The 15,634-nt window shown below is 70.7% G+C and carries 15 protein-coding genes and 1 tRNA gene; 9 read left to right on the top strand and 7 right to left on the bottom strand.

Translation table 11 applies throughout. The features are described from left to right. The first annotated feature begins 21 nt into the window (after positions 1-21). The gene (locus tag ACIPJY_RS13830) at positions 22-603 is read left to right on the top strand and encodes a hypothetical protein (protein WP_400461395.1); all 582 of its coding nucleotides are present in this window, start codon (positions 22-24) and stop codon (positions 601-603) included. Between the two features lie 171 nt (positions 604-774). On the opposite strand, the gene ACIPJY_RS13835 is transcribed toward ACIPJY_RS13830, so the two are convergent. Continuing rightward, positions 775-2,256, bottom strand: a complete 1,482-nt coding sequence (locus ACIPJY_RS13835) for a mannitol dehydrogenase family protein (protein WP_400461392.1) — start codon at positions 2,254-2,256, stop codon at positions 775-777. Between the two features lie 118 nt (positions 2,257-2,374). Here ACIPJY_RS13835 and ACIPJY_RS13840 point away from each other — a divergent pair, with 118 nt between their 5' ends. The 5 genes from ACIPJY_RS13840 to ACIPJY_RS13860 all read left to right on the top strand — a co-directional run bounded on the left by ACIPJY_RS13840 (position 2,375) and on the right by ACIPJY_RS13860 (position 7,757). Further along, complete coding sequence (locus ACIPJY_RS13840; RefSeq protein ID WP_400461390.1) at positions 2,375-3,016, top strand: TetR/AcrR family transcriptional regulator; 642 nt, start codon at positions 2,375-2,377, stop codon at positions 3,014-3,016. A gap of 75 nt (positions 3,017-3,091) precedes the next feature. Continuing rightward, entirely contained in the window at positions 3,092-5,746 is a 2,655-nt protein-coding gene (locus tag ACIPJY_RS13845; RefSeq protein ID WP_400461387.1) for an MMPL family transporter, read from the top strand. A 104-nt stretch (positions 5,747-5,850) separates the two neighbouring features. After that, entirely contained in the window at positions 5,851-6,294 is a 444-nt protein-coding gene (locus tag ACIPJY_RS13850; RefSeq protein WP_400461384.1) for a MarR family winged helix-turn-helix transcriptional regulator, read from the top strand. Positions 6,295-6,347: 53 nt separating this feature from the next. After that, positions 6,348-6,560 (top strand): hypothetical protein, encoded by a 213-nt coding sequence (locus ACIPJY_RS13855; RefSeq protein ID WP_400461381.1) that lies wholly within the window; start codon positions 6,348-6,350, stop codon positions 6,558-6,560. A 102-nt stretch (positions 6,561-6,662) separates the two neighbouring features. Next, the gene (locus ACIPJY_RS13860) at positions 6,663-7,757 is read left to right on the top strand and encodes an alkene reductase (RefSeq protein WP_400461379.1); all 1,095 of its coding nucleotides are present in this window, start codon (positions 6,663-6,665) and stop codon (positions 7,755-7,757) included. Between the two features lie 78 nt (positions 7,758-7,835). Here the strand turns inward: ACIPJY_RS13860 and ACIPJY_RS13865 are convergent, their stop codons facing one another. From ACIPJY_RS13865 to ACIPJY_RS13875, 3 genes are all read right to left on the bottom strand, one after another. Next, positions 7,836-8,309, bottom strand: coding sequence for a DUF2382 domain-containing protein (locus tag ACIPJY_RS13865; RefSeq protein ID WP_400461376.1), 474 nt, complete (start codon positions 8,307-8,309; stop codon positions 7,836-7,838). A gap of 91 nt (positions 8,310-8,400) precedes the next feature. Then, complete coding sequence (locus ACIPJY_RS13870; RefSeq protein WP_400461373.1) at positions 8,401-9,171, bottom strand: hypothetical protein; 771 nt, start codon at positions 9,169-9,171, stop codon at positions 8,401-8,403. A gap of 23 nt (positions 9,172-9,194) precedes the next feature. After that, the gene (locus ACIPJY_RS13875) at positions 9,195-10,016 is read right to left on the bottom strand and encodes a DUF2382 domain-containing protein (RefSeq protein ID WP_400461370.1); all 822 of its coding nucleotides are present in this window, start codon (positions 10,014-10,016) and stop codon (positions 9,195-9,197) included. Positions 10,017-10,239: 223 nt separating this feature from the next. Here ACIPJY_RS13875 and ACIPJY_RS13880 point away from each other — a divergent pair, with 223 nt between their 5' ends. Further along, complete coding sequence (locus ACIPJY_RS13880) at positions 10,240-11,031, top strand: TetR/AcrR family transcriptional regulator C-terminal domain-containing protein (RefSeq protein WP_400468195.1); 792 nt, start codon at positions 10,240-10,242, stop codon at positions 11,029-11,031. A gap of 60 nt (positions 11,032-11,091) precedes the next feature. Here the strand turns inward: ACIPJY_RS13880 and ACIPJY_RS13885 are convergent. From ACIPJY_RS13885 to ACIPJY_RS13895, 3 genes are all read right to left on the bottom strand, one after another. Continuing rightward, positions 11,092-11,164 (bottom strand) — tRNA-Arg (locus tag ACIPJY_RS13885). Between the two features lie 94 nt (positions 11,165-11,258). Beyond that, positions 11,259-12,044 (bottom strand): dienelactone hydrolase family protein, encoded by a 786-nt coding sequence (locus ACIPJY_RS13890; RefSeq protein WP_400461365.1) that lies wholly within the window; start codon positions 12,042-12,044, stop codon positions 11,259-11,261. A gap of 10 nt (positions 12,045-12,054) precedes the next feature. After that, positions 12,055-13,476, bottom strand: coding sequence for a glucose-6-phosphate dehydrogenase (locus ACIPJY_RS13895; RefSeq protein ID WP_400461362.1), 1,422 nt, complete (start codon positions 13,474-13,476; stop codon positions 12,055-12,057). A gap of 73 nt (positions 13,477-13,549) precedes the next feature. Between ACIPJY_RS13895 and ACIPJY_RS13900 the strand changes: the two genes are divergently transcribed. Both ACIPJY_RS13900 and ACIPJY_RS13905 read left to right on the top strand, forming a co-directional pair. Then, positions 13,550-14,707: a Gfo/Idh/MocA family protein gene (locus ACIPJY_RS13900; RefSeq protein ID WP_400461360.1), complete on the top strand. Its 1,158-nt coding sequence runs from the start codon at positions 13,550-13,552 to the stop codon at positions 14,705-14,707. Next, a complete protein-coding gene (locus ACIPJY_RS13905) occupies positions 14,704-15,627 on the top strand; it encodes a sugar phosphate isomerase/epimerase family protein (protein WP_400461357.1) in 924 nt (307 codons plus the stop codon). Before ACIPJY_RS13900 ends, ACIPJY_RS13905 begins: the two co-directional genes overlap by 4 nt. Positions 15,628-15,634: the final 7 nt, after the last annotated feature.

The raw sequence follows: 15,634 nt of genomic DNA on the forward strand, positions 1-15,634 counted from the left end.
CGCGGCGGCTAGCCTCGCGCCATGGGACTCTCCGTCAGCGTCGACGACCGGATCCGCGCCCTCACGACCGCCCTGGCCGACACGGTGCCGGGGAGCGTCGTGGTGCTGCGGGGATCGCGAGCGGCGGGCACGGCGGACGAGTTCAGCGACGTCGACGTCCGCTGGCAGGTCGGCAGGAGCGGCGACCGCGCACTCGCGGACCTGCCGTCGGCGCTGGCCACCGTCGGCACGGTGGAGTCCCTGCGTCTCGATCCGGACGAGGAACCGGAACGACGACTCGTCTTCGTCCGGTTCGCCGGCTGGTCGCTCTTCGAACGCGTCGACCTCGAGGTGGTCGGAGCGTTCGGCGACACGACCCCGTCGTGGGTCCGACCGTGGTCACCGGCCGAGAGCGCACTCATGAACGCGATCGCCGCGGTCAAGGCGGACCGCCGTGGGGGCGGCGACGTCGACGGGCTCCTGGCACGCGGAGCGGCGCGCCTCGGTGCCCCTGCCCCGACCGGATCGGTGGCCGAGCGGATCGTCGCGGTCGTCGACGCGGCGGTCCGCGCCGACCCGGCGCAGCAGGAACTCGCGACCAGGGTCCGCGCGCTCGTCACGTGATCCGGGGCCGGCCACGGCCGGACGGGAGGCCCGGGTCGGCGCCGCCACGGGCCTCCCGTCCGCCGTCGCGGCCGTCGCGCCCCGCTGCGGACATCGCGCCCCGGCGTGACAGGGCGCGATGTCCGCGGCGGGGCGCGATCCACCCGCTGCGCGCGCGGGGCGCGACCCGCGTCAGGAACACGACAGGCGTTCCACGGTGGCGTGCGCGCCGTCGGCGATCAGTCCGTCGAGGGCGTCGCGGTACGCCGCGACGAAGCGCTCGTCGTCGACGAGGTCACCGAAGACCTGCCGGTTCGCGATGAAGGCGAGCCGGTCGTCACGCTGCGTCCGTGCGATCGCGGTGAGCGACTCGGCGAGCCGGTCGACGATCTCGATCGGTTCGCCGGACTCGTCCGTGCCCTCGTCGTACCGTGCCCAGGAGGCGACGATGCCGGCGGACAGCGCGACGGGGCCGCCGGACGCGAGGTTCTCGCGGACGACCGGCAGGAGCCACTTCGGGATGCGGTCGCTCGACTCGGCGCAGAGCCGGGCGAGGGTGTCCCGCACCTCGGGGTTCTGGAAGCGCTCGATGAGCGTGGACTTGTAGTCCTCGAGGTCGATCCCGGGGACGGGCGTGAGCGTCGGGGTGCCCTCCTCGTCCATGTAGCGCCGGAGGAACGTCGCGATCGCCGGGTCCTGCGTGGCCTCGTGCGCGTAGCGGTACCCCGACAGGTACCCGAAGTAGCACAGGCCCTGGTGGCTCGCGTTGAGCAGCCGCAGCTTCATCAGCTCGTACGGCTCGACGTCGTCGACGAGCTGCACGTCGGCGTGCTCGTACGGCGGGCGGCCGGCGGGGTGCGCGTCCTCGAGCACCCACTGGAAGAACGGTTCCGCGACGACGGGCCAGGCGTCCTCGATGCCCAGGTCGTCGCGCACGGCGGCTCGGTCGTCGTCGGTGGTGACCGGCGTGATCCGGTCCACCATCGAGTTCGGGAAGCTGACGTGCTCGTCCATCCAGTCCGCGAAGGCGGGGTCCTGGAGTCGCGCGTACGCGGTGAACATGGCTCGGGCGACGTGCCCGTTCCCCTGGATGTTGTCGCACGACATCACCGTGAACGGCTCGATCCCCCGGTCGCGGCGGCGTCGGAGCGCCGCGACGACCAGACCGAACACGGTGTGCGGGGGCCCGTCTCCGCGGAGGTCCGCGACGACGCCGGGCTCGTCGGCGACGAACTCGCCCGTGACGTGGTCGAAGTTGTAGCCGCCCTCGGTGATGGTCAGGCTGACGATCCTGGTCTCCGGCGAGGCCATCTTCTCGACCACCGCGTCCGGGTCGTCGACGGCGAGCATGTAGTCGACTATGCTGCCGATCACCCGGGCCTCACGGGTGCCGTCGGCGTGCTTGAGCACGAGCGTGTACAACCCGCCCTGGTCGGCCATCGCGGCTGCCATCCGACGGTCCTGCTCGAGGACGCCGACGCCGCAGATCCCGTACTCGCGGGCCTCGCCGCGCTGCAGGAGCCGGTCGACGACCATCGCCTGGTGTGCGCGGTGGAAGCCGCCGACGCCGAAGTGGACGATGCCGGCGGTGATGCCCGTGCGGTCGTAGGTCGGGACGGCGACGCCACTCGATGCGATCTCGTCGAGGGTCTCCGGGGACAGGCGGACGGGCATCGGTACTCCTTCGTACGGGCGGTCGGTGTCGCCAGTCTCCCACTGCGCGGGGGACAAATCTGAGCGTCCGCTCGGACTTGTTGCACCGAGTGCATCGATGCACTTAGTGTGCTCTCTCGTGACCCTGTCGATCGACCGCCGTGCTGCCCTCAAGGCGAAGCACCGCGCGGCCATCCTGCAGGCGGCGCGCGACCTGGTCGAGGAGCGCGGCGGACGCGGCTTCAGCGTCGACGAACTCGCCGCGCGAGCGGACGTCGCCCGCCGGACGGTCTTCAACCACTTCTCCTCGCTCGACGAGGTGCTGCTCACCGTCTGCGAGGAAGTGCTCTCGGTGATCATCGACCGGTTCCTCGCAGACATGGCGAACACCCCGATCGGCGACGGCTCGCGGTCCTCGATGTTCGACGAGATCGAGTCCGCCGCGCGCGGCGCAGACCTCGCACGGGCGATCGTGCAGATGAAGTCGATCATCGGCGAACCCGACGACGTCGCGGACGCCCGCGCCGCGATCCTCACCCAGACGGCGTTCGCCCGGGTGACCGAGCGCCTCCGGGTCGAGGTCCGCCGGCGGCACCCCGCCGCGGACGCCCTCGACGCGGCGCTGCTCGTCGAGTCGCTCATGAGCGGCATCGTCGTCATCGCCGAACACTGGCTCCAGACCACCGGCCCGCGCCTCGACCAAGAGGCCCTGGACGACTGGGACGCCCTGCTCGCACGACTCGTGCACAGCGTTCGCAGCGGGTACATGCCCGCGCACTGAGACCGCACCACCAGGGGTCCACCGGCGCACCCCGCCCATCCAGCACCAACCACGACGAAAGGAACGGGGCACCGCATGGCCGGTCTGCTCTACCGCCTCGGACGATTCTCCGCACGGCGACACTGGCTCGTGATCATCTCGTGGATCGTGATCATGGGGATCGCGGGCGGCACGTACGCCCTGTTCTCCGGCTCGATCTCCTCGTCGATCACCATCCCCGGCACCAAGACCAGCCAGGTGCAGGACGAGCTCGCGGACAAGTTCCCGAGCGCGAACGGCGGCAACGGCACGCTGGTGTTCGAGACGAAGGACGGCAAGGCCTTCACGGACTCCCAGAAGACCGAGGTCGCCGACTTCCTCAAGGACCTCGAGGACCTGAACGGCGTCAAGGGCGCCACGTCGGGCTTCGACACCCAGAAGCAGCTCGACGACCAGCGGCAGAAGCTCGTCGACGGCAAGCAGGACATCGCCGACGGCCGGACGAAGATCGAGGACGGCCAGAAGCAGCTCGACGCGCAGAAGCAGCAGCTCGAGGACGGCAAGGCCCAGATCGCGAGCGCCCAGGCCCAGCTCGACGCGCAGAAGCAGCAGGCAGCGGCGGAGGGTGCCGCGGCCACCGGTGCCGCAGCCCAGGCCGCGCAGGCGCAGCTCGCGCAGGCCCAGGCGCAGATCGACGCCCAGCAGGCACAGATCACCGCGGGCGAGCAGCAGATCGCCGAGGCGCAGAAGACGATCGACACGAACACGCAGAAGCTCGACGACAGCGAGAAGGAGCTCGAGCAGGGCACGAAGCTCCTCGACCTGTCGAAGGACATCCGCTTCGTCTCCTCGGACGGCAGCGCCGCGATCGGCACCGTGCAGTTCACGAAGTCCACCTACGAGGTGCCGCAGAGCACCAAGACCGCGATCTCCGACAAGGCCGACGCCGCGAAGATCGACGGCGTCGACGTGTTCGTCTCGAACGACATCGCGCAGGGCGTCCCGTCGATCCTGGGCCCGGGCGAGATCGCCGGTGTCATCATCGCCGCCCTCGTGCTGTTCTTCATGCTCAGCACCGTCATCGGCGCCGCGGTGCCGCTCGTCAGCGCCCTGCTCGGCGTCGGCGTGGCATCGCTCGCCGCGCTGTCGTTCTCGAGCCTCGTCGAGTTCATCTCGGTGACGCCGGTCCTGGGGGTGATGCTCGGCCTGGCGGTCGGCATCGACTACTCGCTGTTCATCCTCAACCGGCACCGGACCCAGCTCAAGCAGGGCATGCAGGTGCACGAGTCGATCGGTCTGGCGAACGGCACGTCGGGCAACGCCGTGGTCTTCGCGGGTGCGACCGTCATCGTCGCCCTGCTCGCGCTGAACATCACCGGGATCCCGTTCCTCGGCCTGATGGGGACCGTCGGTGCCGTCGCGGTGTTCTTCGCCATCCTGATCGCCACGTCCTTCACCCCCGCGCTGCTCTCGCTGATCGGCATGCGGATCCTCCGGAAGAAGGAGCGGGAGCGCATCGGCAACACGGACTCCACGCGGGTCCCGAACAAGCCGATGTCGACCTGGCGCGCGGTCATCACGCTCGTCGCCGGCATCGCGGTGCTCGGCACGATCGCACTCCCCGCCACGCAGATGCGCCTCGGCCTGCCGACCGGCGCGTCCGAGTCCGTCGACTCCAGCCAGTACAAGGCGTACAAGAGCCTGAGCGACGAGTTCGGCGCCGGCCAGAACGGTCCGCTGCTCGTCGTGGCCACGCTGCCGTCGTCGATCAGCGAGGACGACGTGACCGCCACCGAGGTCACCATCGGCCAGGCGATCGCGAAGAACTCCGACGTCGACGCCGTGCTGCCGATCGGCGCGTCGAAGGACCGCTCGATCATCGCCTTCCAGGTGAAGCCGAACGGCGGTCCGGACAGCGTCTCCACCGAGGAGCTCGTCAAGGACCTGCGGACGCAGAAGGTGACCGTCGACGACGGCAAGGCCACGCTCGGCGTCGCCGGCAACGCGTCCGCGAACATCGACGTGTCCGAGAAGCTCTCGAACGTGCTGCCGCTCTACCTCGCGGTGGTCGTCGGCCTGTCGCTGATCATCCTGATCATCGTGTTCCGGTCGTTCCTGGTCCCGATCACCGCGACCGCGGGCTTCATCCTGTCGGTCCTGGCGGCCTTCGGTGGCCTGACCGCGATCTACCAGTGGGGATGGCTCGGCAGCGTGTTCGGGGTGCACGACCCCGCACCGATCCTGAGCTTCCTGCCCATCATCGAGATCGGCATCCTGTTCGGGCTCGCGATGGACTACCAGCTGTTCCTGGTGTCCGGCATGCGCGAGGCGTACGCCCACGGCGCCAGCGCCAAGGTGGCCGTCCAGCGTGGTCTGCACGCCGGCCGAGCGGTGGTCACGGCAGCGGCGATCATCATGATCTCGGTGTTCGCGGGCTTCATCTTCTCGGACTCGTCCACGATCAAGCCGATCGGCTTCGGCCTGGCGTTCGGTGTGCTCGTCGACGCGTTCGTCGTCCGCATGCTGCTCATCCCGGCGGCGATGCACCTGCTCGGCAAGAGCGCGTGGTGGTTCCCGAAGTGGCTCGACCGCATCGTGCCGGACGTCGACGTGGAGGGCGCGAAGCTCGAGCGCTCCCACCCGGTCGCCGGCCACGAGTCGGAGTCGACGCACACCGGGACGCACGCGCTCCCCGTCGAGCCGGACGCCAACGCGCACGAATCGGGGCACCCGCCGGCGCACCGCGCCTAGCCGGCGCACCGCGTCGACGCACCACGGGAGGCCCGGTGCCGGTCCACGAGACCGGCACCGGGCCTCCCGTCGATCGTTCGTGGGCGAACGGTACACTCGTCCGCATGGCCAAGACGGAGACCGACCCGCTCGCCCTCGACCGGCAGCTCTGCTTCGCGCTCGCGGCCACCAGCCGCAGCGTGATCGGGCTCTACCGCGACCTGCTCGAACCGATGGGCCTGACGCACCCGCAGTACCTCGTGATGCTCGCCCTCTGGGAACACGATCCCCGCTCCGTCCGCGAGATCGCCGGCGAACTCCGGCTCGACTCCGCGACGCTGAGCCCACTGCTCAAGCGCCTCGAGGCATCCGGCTACCTCCGTCGCAGCCGCAGCACCGCCGACGAGCGGCAGCTCGAGGTGTCCCTGACGACCGCAGGACGAGCACTCCGCGACCGCGCCCGCGAGGCCCCCCTCGCCGTCGCCGACCGCCTGGGCTGGCCGCTCGCGCGACTCGAGGCACTCAAGGACGAGCTCACCGAACTCCTGACGGTCGTCGACGAGCTCTGACGATCGGAGCTCGTTCGTGCAACAATGGTGAGTGCACGAACGAAAGGACGACCGTGGGACGCTTCGGCAGCTGGTACGAGCGGTGGAACACCACCCTCATCCGCAAGATGGGCCCGTCGCAGATCGGCGCCGGACACCCGGAGGGCGTCGACGACCGCAGCGTCGACCGACCGTGCCCGATGTGCGGCAAGCCCCTGTCCCGGCACCAGGTGATCCGACCCGAGGGCCAGATCCGCTCGTCCACCCTGGTCTGCCCGCGCGACTGAGCGCACCGCACCGCGCCCGACCGCGCTGCACTGCACCGCACTGCGCCTGACAATCCGCCCCGTCTCGGAATTGCACCGCGCAACACGTCGTTCCCCTTCGACGTGAAGCTCTTCGAACCCGCCACCTTCGGCGCACTCCCCCTCGCGAACCGCATCGTCATGGCCCCGCTCACGCGTGTGCGCGCCGGCGAACACGGCATCCCGAACGACCTCCTGGTCGAGCACTACCGCCAGCGCGCTGGCCTCGGCCTGATCGTCACCGAGGGCACCTGGCCCGTGCAGGAGGGCCGCTCGTACCCCGGCCAGCCCGGCATCGAGACCGACGAGCAGATCGCCGGCTGGCGCCGCGTCGCCGACGCCGTGCACGCCGAGGGCGGCACGATCGTGATGCAGCTCATGCACGGCGGCCGCGTCTCGCACCCGGAGATCTCCGGCACCCCGCGCATCGTCGCCCCGAGCGCACTCGCCGCCCCGGGTCAGACCCACACCGCGACCGGCAAGGTCGACATGCCGGTCCCCCACGAGCTGACCACCGCCGAGGTCCAGGACGCCGTCCAGGGCTTCGTGCAGGCCGCCCGCAACGCGATCGCCGCCGGACTCGACGGCGTCGAGGTGCACGGCGCGAACGGCTACCTCGTGCACGAGTTCATGTCGTCGGCGTCGAACACCCGCACCGACCAGTACGGCGGCTCGCCGGAGAACCGCGCGCGCTTCGCGATCGAGGTCACGACCGCCGTCGCCCAGGCCATCGGCGCCGACCGCACGGGCATCCGACTCTCCCCCGAGCACGGCATCCAGGGCGTCGTCGAGGACGACCCGGCGGACGTGCTGGCCACCTACACCGCCGTCGCGGAGGGCCTGGCGCCGCTCGGCCTGGCGTTCCTCGACGTCCTGCACGCCGAGCCGACGGGCGACCTGGTGCAGCACGTCCGCCGCACGGTGGGCGCCCCGTTCATCGCGAACTCCGGCTTCAGCGCGCTGACCACCCGTGACGAGGCACTCGCACTCGTCGACGGCGGCCACGCCGACGGCGTCGGTGTCGGCCGCGCCGCGATCGCGAACCCGGACCTCGCCCACCGCTGGGAGCAGGACGCCGAGCTCAACGAGCCGCGCCCCGAGCTCTTCTACGGTCAGGGCGCCGAGGGCTACACCGACTACCCGACGCTGGCCGACGTGCGCGGCGCGACCGTCGCGTAGTCCCCGGCCCGGGAACGGACGGGAGGCCCGTGGCGGACCCGCCACGGGCCTCCCGTCGTCCTGGGGCTGGTTCGAGCGTCAGGACGCGTCGGCCTGCGCTCGCGTCGCGTCCCCTGCGGCTCTGGTCACTGGCTCGAACTCCGCACGTACCTCGTCGTGGCCGAGGACAGCGTCGACGAGACGGTCCTCGGTGACCGAGTGGACGGTGAGGGTGACGCGCTCCACCGGCACGACGGTCGTCGTGACGACGACCTGCTCCTCACGCAGGACGACGACGACCGGCGCACGGTCGGCCGACGGCTGGTTGGTTCCCGGGAGGGACGCCCCGCTGTCGAGGGGCTCACGCGTCAGGCGGACCTCCTCGTGACGCACGTCGAGGGTGACGGTCCGCTGCTCGGTGATGATGCATCGTTCGAGGCGGACCCGTTCGGTGGCGAACACCTCGGTGCTGACCAGCAGTCGTTCCTCGCGTCGGACGACGTCGATGCCCTCGTCGTCGCCGAACGCGTGGTGTCGGTGGTGCCGGTGGTGCCTGTCGTTGGGGGCGTTCATGGTCTCTCCGTTACGGCTGCGCGATGGGGGCTCGTGCGGGACGGGCGTCGGCTCCGCTCGAAGTGCGCAGAGCCGACGCCCGAAGGGTGTCTCAGCGGGTCCGGTGGCCGCTCCCGCTCGACGCCGGTACGGCGCGCTTCGCCGTGTCGGCCGCCTGCTTCGCTTGCTCGGTCACGGACGGTGCCGCCTGCGCGTGCTGCTGGATCTTCGGCACCTCTGCCTCCGCCCGGTCCAGGATCGACTCCCAGCGCTGCTGCATCGGCTTGACGAGGCCGCCGCCGGCTCCGACGATCACCACGCCCGCGATGATGGCGAGGACCGTGATCAGGATCGGGGTGGTGACGGTCGTCGCGATCCCGACCTGGTTCAGCGCCGCCGTGGCCCCGAGGAACAGGATGAAGACCGCGACGACGGTACCGAGGACCCGGCCGTAGGACAGCCCGCCCAGGGTGTTCTGGATCAGGCCCTTCACGGCCGCGGCGATCGCGGCAGCGATCACGACGATGATGATCGCGACGATGATCCGCGGGAGGAATCCGATGATCCCGGCCAGCAGGTCACTGACCGGGTTCGGCCCGAAGACGCCGAAGGCGAACTGGAGCACGAAGAGCACCAGCGTGTAGTAGATGATCTTCGACACGATGTCGGAGGCGTCGAGCTTCGAGTTCGACAGCGCCTTCTTGATGCCGCCACGCTCGACTGCGCGGTCGAAACCGACCTTCGAGAGCAGCCGCGAGAGTCCCTTCTCGATGAGCTTCGCGACGATCAGGCCGACGACCAGGATGAGGAGGAACAGGAGCGCGAGCGGGACGAACGCGATGACCGCGGCGAGTCCGTTCTGCAGGGCAGCGGGGAAGTCCATGGGAGCGCCTTTCGGGTGCGGTGTCAGGAACGGGTGTCGGGGTCGACGGCGGAGGTGTCGTGCGTCGTCGTGCGGTCGGCATCGGGTTCGACGAGGTCGATCTCCTCATGGGCGACGTCCGCGTCGACCGCCTGCTGCTCGGTCACGGTCTCGGTACCCAGGCGGACGCGCTCGACCGGGACCGTCTCCTTCGCCGTGACCACCCGCTCCGCGGTGAGGACGACCTCGTGCTCCTCCTCGCTCAGGTCCGGACCGCTCAGCGCATCGGACGCGTTCGCCTCGGTGATCGGTTCGCGGGAGAGCGTGACCTCGTCGTGGCTGACCGGCACGTTCGTGGTGACGTGCTCGGTGACGACGTGCTTCCGCAGGCGTGCCCGGCCGGCTTCGACGCGCTCGGTCCCCACGTGGAGGCGCTCCTCGGACCGCGTCATCGCGTCGTCCGTCGTCGGACCGGAGGTGTCGTGCCCCTGGATCGCGTGGCCGTCAGCGTCCTGGTCGTACAGCGGCGACCCGGCCGGTGCGCCCTCGTCGGAGCCGCCACCGATGCCGTAGTACGTGTAGAGCGCCTGTTCGTCGGCCGGGTCGAGCTCACCATCGACCTCGACGCGCGGTGCGTCCTTGACGACGGCCTTGTCATGGGTGATCCGGAGGACCCCGTCGTCGAACGAGGCGTCCTGGAGCGGTGCGAAGGACTCGGACGTTCCGAACAGGCCGGTACGGACGGTCACCCAGGTCGGGCGCTGGGCGTCGTCGACGTAGACCTGACCGACGGTGCCGATCTTGGCGTCGTCGCTGCCGCGCACGTCGGTGCCGGCGAGTTGGTCGAGGGTGCTGCTGTCGATCATGGTGATGCTCCTTCCCCGGCATGACGCACGGGGTTCGATGGTGCGGAGAGACGAGGCGACGGCTTCGGTCCGGGTCGGACCTGCAGTCCTCGATGTGCGGTGGAGACCATCGGCGTTGTGCGGCAGAGCGACACGGACGGGATCCGCATGCCGGCACAAGGGCCACCTCAGGAGACTTACGGTGTAAGCCAGGCCTGGAGCTTACAGCGTAAGCCCCGGTAAAGTGAAGCCCCTGGCACCGATGGACATCCGGAGCCGCACCACCGCCGGCGAACGGCAGATCTGCGAGGACCCCTCCGTGGCCGAACGCTCGACGACGAACCGCTCCGAATCCTCGGGTCCACGACTCAGCCGGGACCTGATCGTCGCGGCGGCACTGCACCAGATCGACCGCTCCGGGACGCAGGGGCTCTCGATGCGGTCGCTCGCGCAGGAACTCGGCGTCGAGGCGATGTCGCTGTACCGGTACGTGCACGGGAAGGAAGACCTGCTCGAGGGCGTCGTCGCGTCACTGATGAGCGAACTGACCGCGCGCCTCGACGAGGCCGAGGGCGACCACTGGCAGACGTTCCTGCAGACCGTCGCGCACGAGGTCCGCCGCATCGCGACGGACCATCCCAGGGCCTTCCCGCTCGTCGCGACCCGACACCCTGCTGCCCCGTGGCTCCGTCCCCCGCTGCGCAGCGTCGAGGTCGTCGACACGTTCCTCAGCGCGATGACGACCGCGGGGTTCTCCGACGGCCAGGCCGTCAACGCCTACCGGGCGTTCAGCAGCTTCCTGCTCGGCCAGCTGCTGCTGCAGTCCGTGGTGCGCGGGGCGGAGACCAGTCCGGCCGAGGAGCCACTCGACGAGGGCGATGCGGACGTCCCGGAGGGCGACGGCTCCATGTCCCTCGACACCGCACCAGAGGTCCGTCGACTGCGTGCACTGCTCAGCGAGGACCGCAGCGACGAGGAGTTCGAGGTCTCCCTCGAGGCGCTGCTCGACCGCCTGGACAGGGAAGTCTCGCAGTAGTCCCGCTATACGACGAAGGGCCCCGGCATCGCCGGGGCCCTTCGTCTGTTCGGTGTTCCGTGCGCTCGAAGGGACTCGAACCCCCAACCTTCTGATCCGTAGTCAGATGCTCTATCCATTGAGCTACGAGCGCATGGCTGCCGTAGCGGCCGTGGAAGACTCTACAACAGGTGCGGCGCGGGCGCCAATCGAGGCCGTCCCGCCCGGACGCTCGGCGTGTCGCCGGACTAGAGCGCCGCGAGCTCCTCGTCGAAGACCTCGGCGAGGAAGACCTCGAGTGCCTGCCACGAACGGTGGTCGGCGCGCGCCTGGTACTGCGCTCCGTGGTCCGGCGCGTCCGTCCCCGGCACGGCGAAGGCGTGCATCGCCCCGGCGTAGGTGACGACCTGCCAGTCGACGTCGGGCGCTCCCCGCATCTCCTCCTGCCACGCGGCGACCTTCGCGTCCGGGACGACGGGGTCCGCGGCGCCGGTGAGGACCAGCAGCTTCGCGCGGATCTCCGTCGCGTCGGACGGGTCGTGGGTGACCAGGTTGCCGTGGAAGGAGACGGCTCCGGCGAGGTCGGCGCCGGTGCGGGCGAGCTCGAGGGCGGCGGACCCGCCGAAGCAGTAGCCCATCACGACGACGCGGGAGTGGTCCACGTCCGGGTCGGCACGCAGGCGGTCGAGCCCGGCCTGGACGCGGGCGCGCATCAGCGGGAGGTCCTGGTAGAACGATCCGGCCACCTGTCCGGCGGTGTCGTCACCGGGACGGATGCCCTCGCCGTAGACGTCGGCCCCGAACGCGACGTAGCCCAGGCGCGCGAGCATCGTCACCCGGGCCTCGACGTGCTCGTTCACCCCGTGCCAGTCGTGCACGACGAGGACGGCCGGACGGGGACCGGTGACGGCAACGTCCTTCGCGAGGACGCCGAGGAGCGCGGTGCCGTCGTGGTCGTAGCGGACGGGCTCGACACGGATGTCGGCACCGGCGGGCTCGGGAACGGTCTGGAGGACGTCGTCGATCGTGGTCATGACGCCGACGCTACGCGTCGATGTTGTCCCATCCGTCCGGGCCCGACGACCCGGCCGCGTAGTCGTCGAGGTCGACCTTGCCGGCGCGCCACGCGGTGAGGAACGGCTCGACGACCTTCCAGCCCTGGACGGCGCTGTCCCCGCGCACGGACAGGGTCGCGTCGCCCTCGAGCACGCCGGCGAGGACTTCGCCGTAGGCGCTCAGCCGTCCCGGGTTGAAGGTCGTCTCGAGCGTCGTGTGGTCGATCGTGTACGGGTCGCCCGGGCCGTTCACGTTGAGCTCGAGCTGCATCTGGTCCGGGGCGATCCAGATGCGGAGCCGGTCCGGTCGCTGCGCGCCCGTCAGCCCGTCCGGGACGTGCGGCGAGTCCTTGAACGTGACGATGACCTCGCGGCGCTGGCGCCCGAGCGCCTTCCCCGAGCGGAGCGTGAACGGCACGCCCGCCCAGCGCCAGTTCGCGATCTCGAGGGTGATCTGGGCGAGCGTCTCGGTGCCGATCGAGGGGTCGACGCCGTCCTCGTTCACGTACGACGGCAGGCTCCGGTCCCCGACCTGGCCCGCGGTGTACCGGGCGCGCTTGCCGGCGGTCAGGGGGTCGCCGCCCCACGGACGGACGGCGCGCAGGACGAGTTCCTTCTGCGTGCGGAGGTCGTCGGCGTCGATCGAGGCGGGTGCCTCCATCGCGACGACGGCGAGCACCTGCAGCAGGTGGCTCTGGATCATGTCGACGAGCGCGCCGGCCTTGTCGTAGTAGCGCGCCCGGCCCTCGAGCCCGAGGGTCTCGTCGTAGACGATGTCGACACGCGCGACGTGCACGGACGACAGCAGCGGCTCGACGATCCGGTTCGCGAAGCGCAGGCCGAGGAGGTTCAGGACGGTGGACCGCCCGAGGAAGTGGTCGACGCGGTGGATGCGCTCCTCGGGGAGGAACGAGTGCAGCACGTCGTTGAGGTGCTCGGCGCTGGCGGCGTCGGTGCCGAACGGCTTCTCGAGCGCCAGACGGGTCCCCGTCGGCAGGTCGAGGTGCGCGAGCACCTCGCAGCTCTTCTCGGTGACGGCCGGCGGCAGCGCGAAGTACACGGCCGGGTCGTGGTCGCAGTCGGCGAGCAGGGTCGTCAGGTCGTCGGCGCTCGTGACGTCGGCCTTGCGGTAGCGGGACGCGTCCACGACGCGCTGGAGTCGGTCGGACAGCTTCGAGGAGCCGGAGGCGCCCTCGTCCTCCTCGTTCTTCGAGGCCTGGGCGTTCGTGAACGCGTCGTGCACGAGCTGCTTCCACGCGGTGTCGTCGAGGTCCTCGGTGCCGGCTCCGACGAGCTGGACGTCCCAGTCCTCCTTCACCTCCAGCAGGGTCGCGAGCCCGGGCAGGAGCAGGCGCTTCGAGAGGTCCCCGCTGGCACCGAGGATGAGGAGTGTGGTCTGGAGGGTCGCCATGACCCAGAACGTAGTGGTCACGACTCCACGTCGTTCCAATACTGTGGGAACCGGAACGGCGCGAGGGAGCACCATGACGACTGAGGACACCGGACGACGACTGCGCGTGGTCGTGGTCGGGACGGGCATGATCGCGGCGGTGCACGTCCGCGCCGCGCGGGCCGCGGGAGCCGAGGTCCTGGGCGTCCTCGGCCGGAACGCCGAGCGGTCCGTCCAGGTCGCCGCGCAGCTCGACCTGCCCCGCGGGTACGCCGACCTCGACGAGGTGATCGCGGACGCCCCCGACGTCGTGCACGTCTGCACGCCGAACGACCAGCACCACCCGCAGGCGCTCGCGGTGATCCGCGCCGGCATCAACGTCGTGTGCGAGAAGCCGCTCGCGGTGTCGAGCGCACAGGCCCTCGAGCTCGAGCGCGCCGCTGCCGAGGCGGGCGTGGTGGCGACGGTCCCGTTCGTCTACCGGTTCCACCCGATGGTGCGGGAGGTCCGCGCGAAGATCGCCGACGGGGACCTCGGGCGCGTGCTCGCGGTGCACGGCCACTACCTGCAGGACTGGATGCTCGACGAGGACTCCTCGTCGTGGCGGGTCGACGCGGGCTCCGGTGGGCTGTCCCGCGCCTTCGCGGACATCGGCTCGCACTGGTGCGACCTGGTCGAGTTCGTCACCGGCGAGCGCTTCGCGACCGTGAGCGCGGTGACCGACATCGTCTACCCGACCCGGCCGGCCGCGTCGGGCCCGTCGTTCTCCGGTTCGCCGGACCCGGACCCGGTGGGCGACGCCGGCACCAGGGCCGAGGTCACCACCGAGGACACCGCCGTGGCGACGTTCCGCACCGGCTCCGGCCGGATCGGCAACGTGGTGATCTCCCAGGTCGCGGCGGGCCGGAAGAACCGCCTGTGGTTCGAGGTCGACGGCACCAGGGGCTCCGCGGCGTTCGACCAGGAGAGCCCGGAGTCCGCGTGGTTCGGCAACGAGCGGGGCGCGCAGGTCCTCGTGCGGGACCCGGCACAGGGCTCCCCCGACCAACGACGCCTGGCGATCGTGCCGTCCGGGCACCCGCAGGGATACCTGGACGCGTTCGCCGCCTTCGTCGCCGACACGTACACCGCCGTCCGGACCGGGACGGCTCCCGACGGCCTCCCGACCTTCGCCGACGGCGCCCGGTCAGCGCAGATCATCGACGCCGTCGTCGCCAGTGCGGGCGACGACGCCTGGAAGGAGATCGCATGAAGCTCGGGATGCTGACCGCCTGCCTGCCCGGGTGGTCCCTCGACCGGATCGCGGAGTTCGCGGCCGCGCAGGGCTACGAGCGGCTCGAGGTCGGAGTCTGGCCCGGGACCGGCGGCCGGGACTTCGAGGCCGCGCACCTGCCGGTGGCGACCTTCACCGACGAGGACGCTGCCGCCACCAGGGACCTGCTGGACCGCACGGGGCTGGAGATCTCCGCGCTCGCGTACTACGAGAACAACCTGCACCAGGACCCGGCACGGCGCGACGAGGTCCGCGTGCACCTCAAGCACGCGATCGACGCCGCGCAGGTGCTCGGGGTGCCGTACGTCGGGACCTTCATCGGCCGCGACAACACGAAGTCCGTCCGCGACAACATGGCGGAGGGCGACCGGGTGCTGCCGGAACTCGTCGACTACGCCGGCGAGCGCGGCGTGCGGCTCATCATCGAGAACTGCGTGATGGAGGGCTGGCACCCGGACGGCTACCCGGGCAACCTGGCGTACTCCCCCGAGCTCTGGGACTGGGTGACCGGGCTCGGGTTCGGACTGAACTGGGACCCGTCGCACCTGACGTGGATCGGCATCGACCCGGTCGAGACGATCCTGCCGTTCGCGGAGCACATCGTGCACGCGCAGGCGAAGGACCTGGAGCTGTTCCCGGCCGAGCGCAACGCGTACGGCTTCTTCGGGAAGGTCGACAAGGGCGACGACCCGTGGGACATGGGTTGGTGGCGGTTCCGGGTGCCGGGCCGCGGGGTCGTGGACTGGCCGCACGTGGTCGACCGGCTCTACGAGGCCGGCTTCGACGGCACGCTGAGCGTCGAGCACGAGGACCCGCTGTGGGGCGGGACCGACGAGAAGGTCCTCGAGGGTCTGCGGATCGCGCACCGGACGCTGCGTCCGCTCATCGCCGTCGAGTGACAGCGCG

It is taken from the genome of Curtobacterium sp. NPDC090223 (genome assembly GCF_044746585.1).
In the GTDB taxonomy this organism is placed as follows: Bacteria; Actinomycetota; Actinomycetes; order Actinomycetales; family Microbacteriaceae; genus Curtobacterium.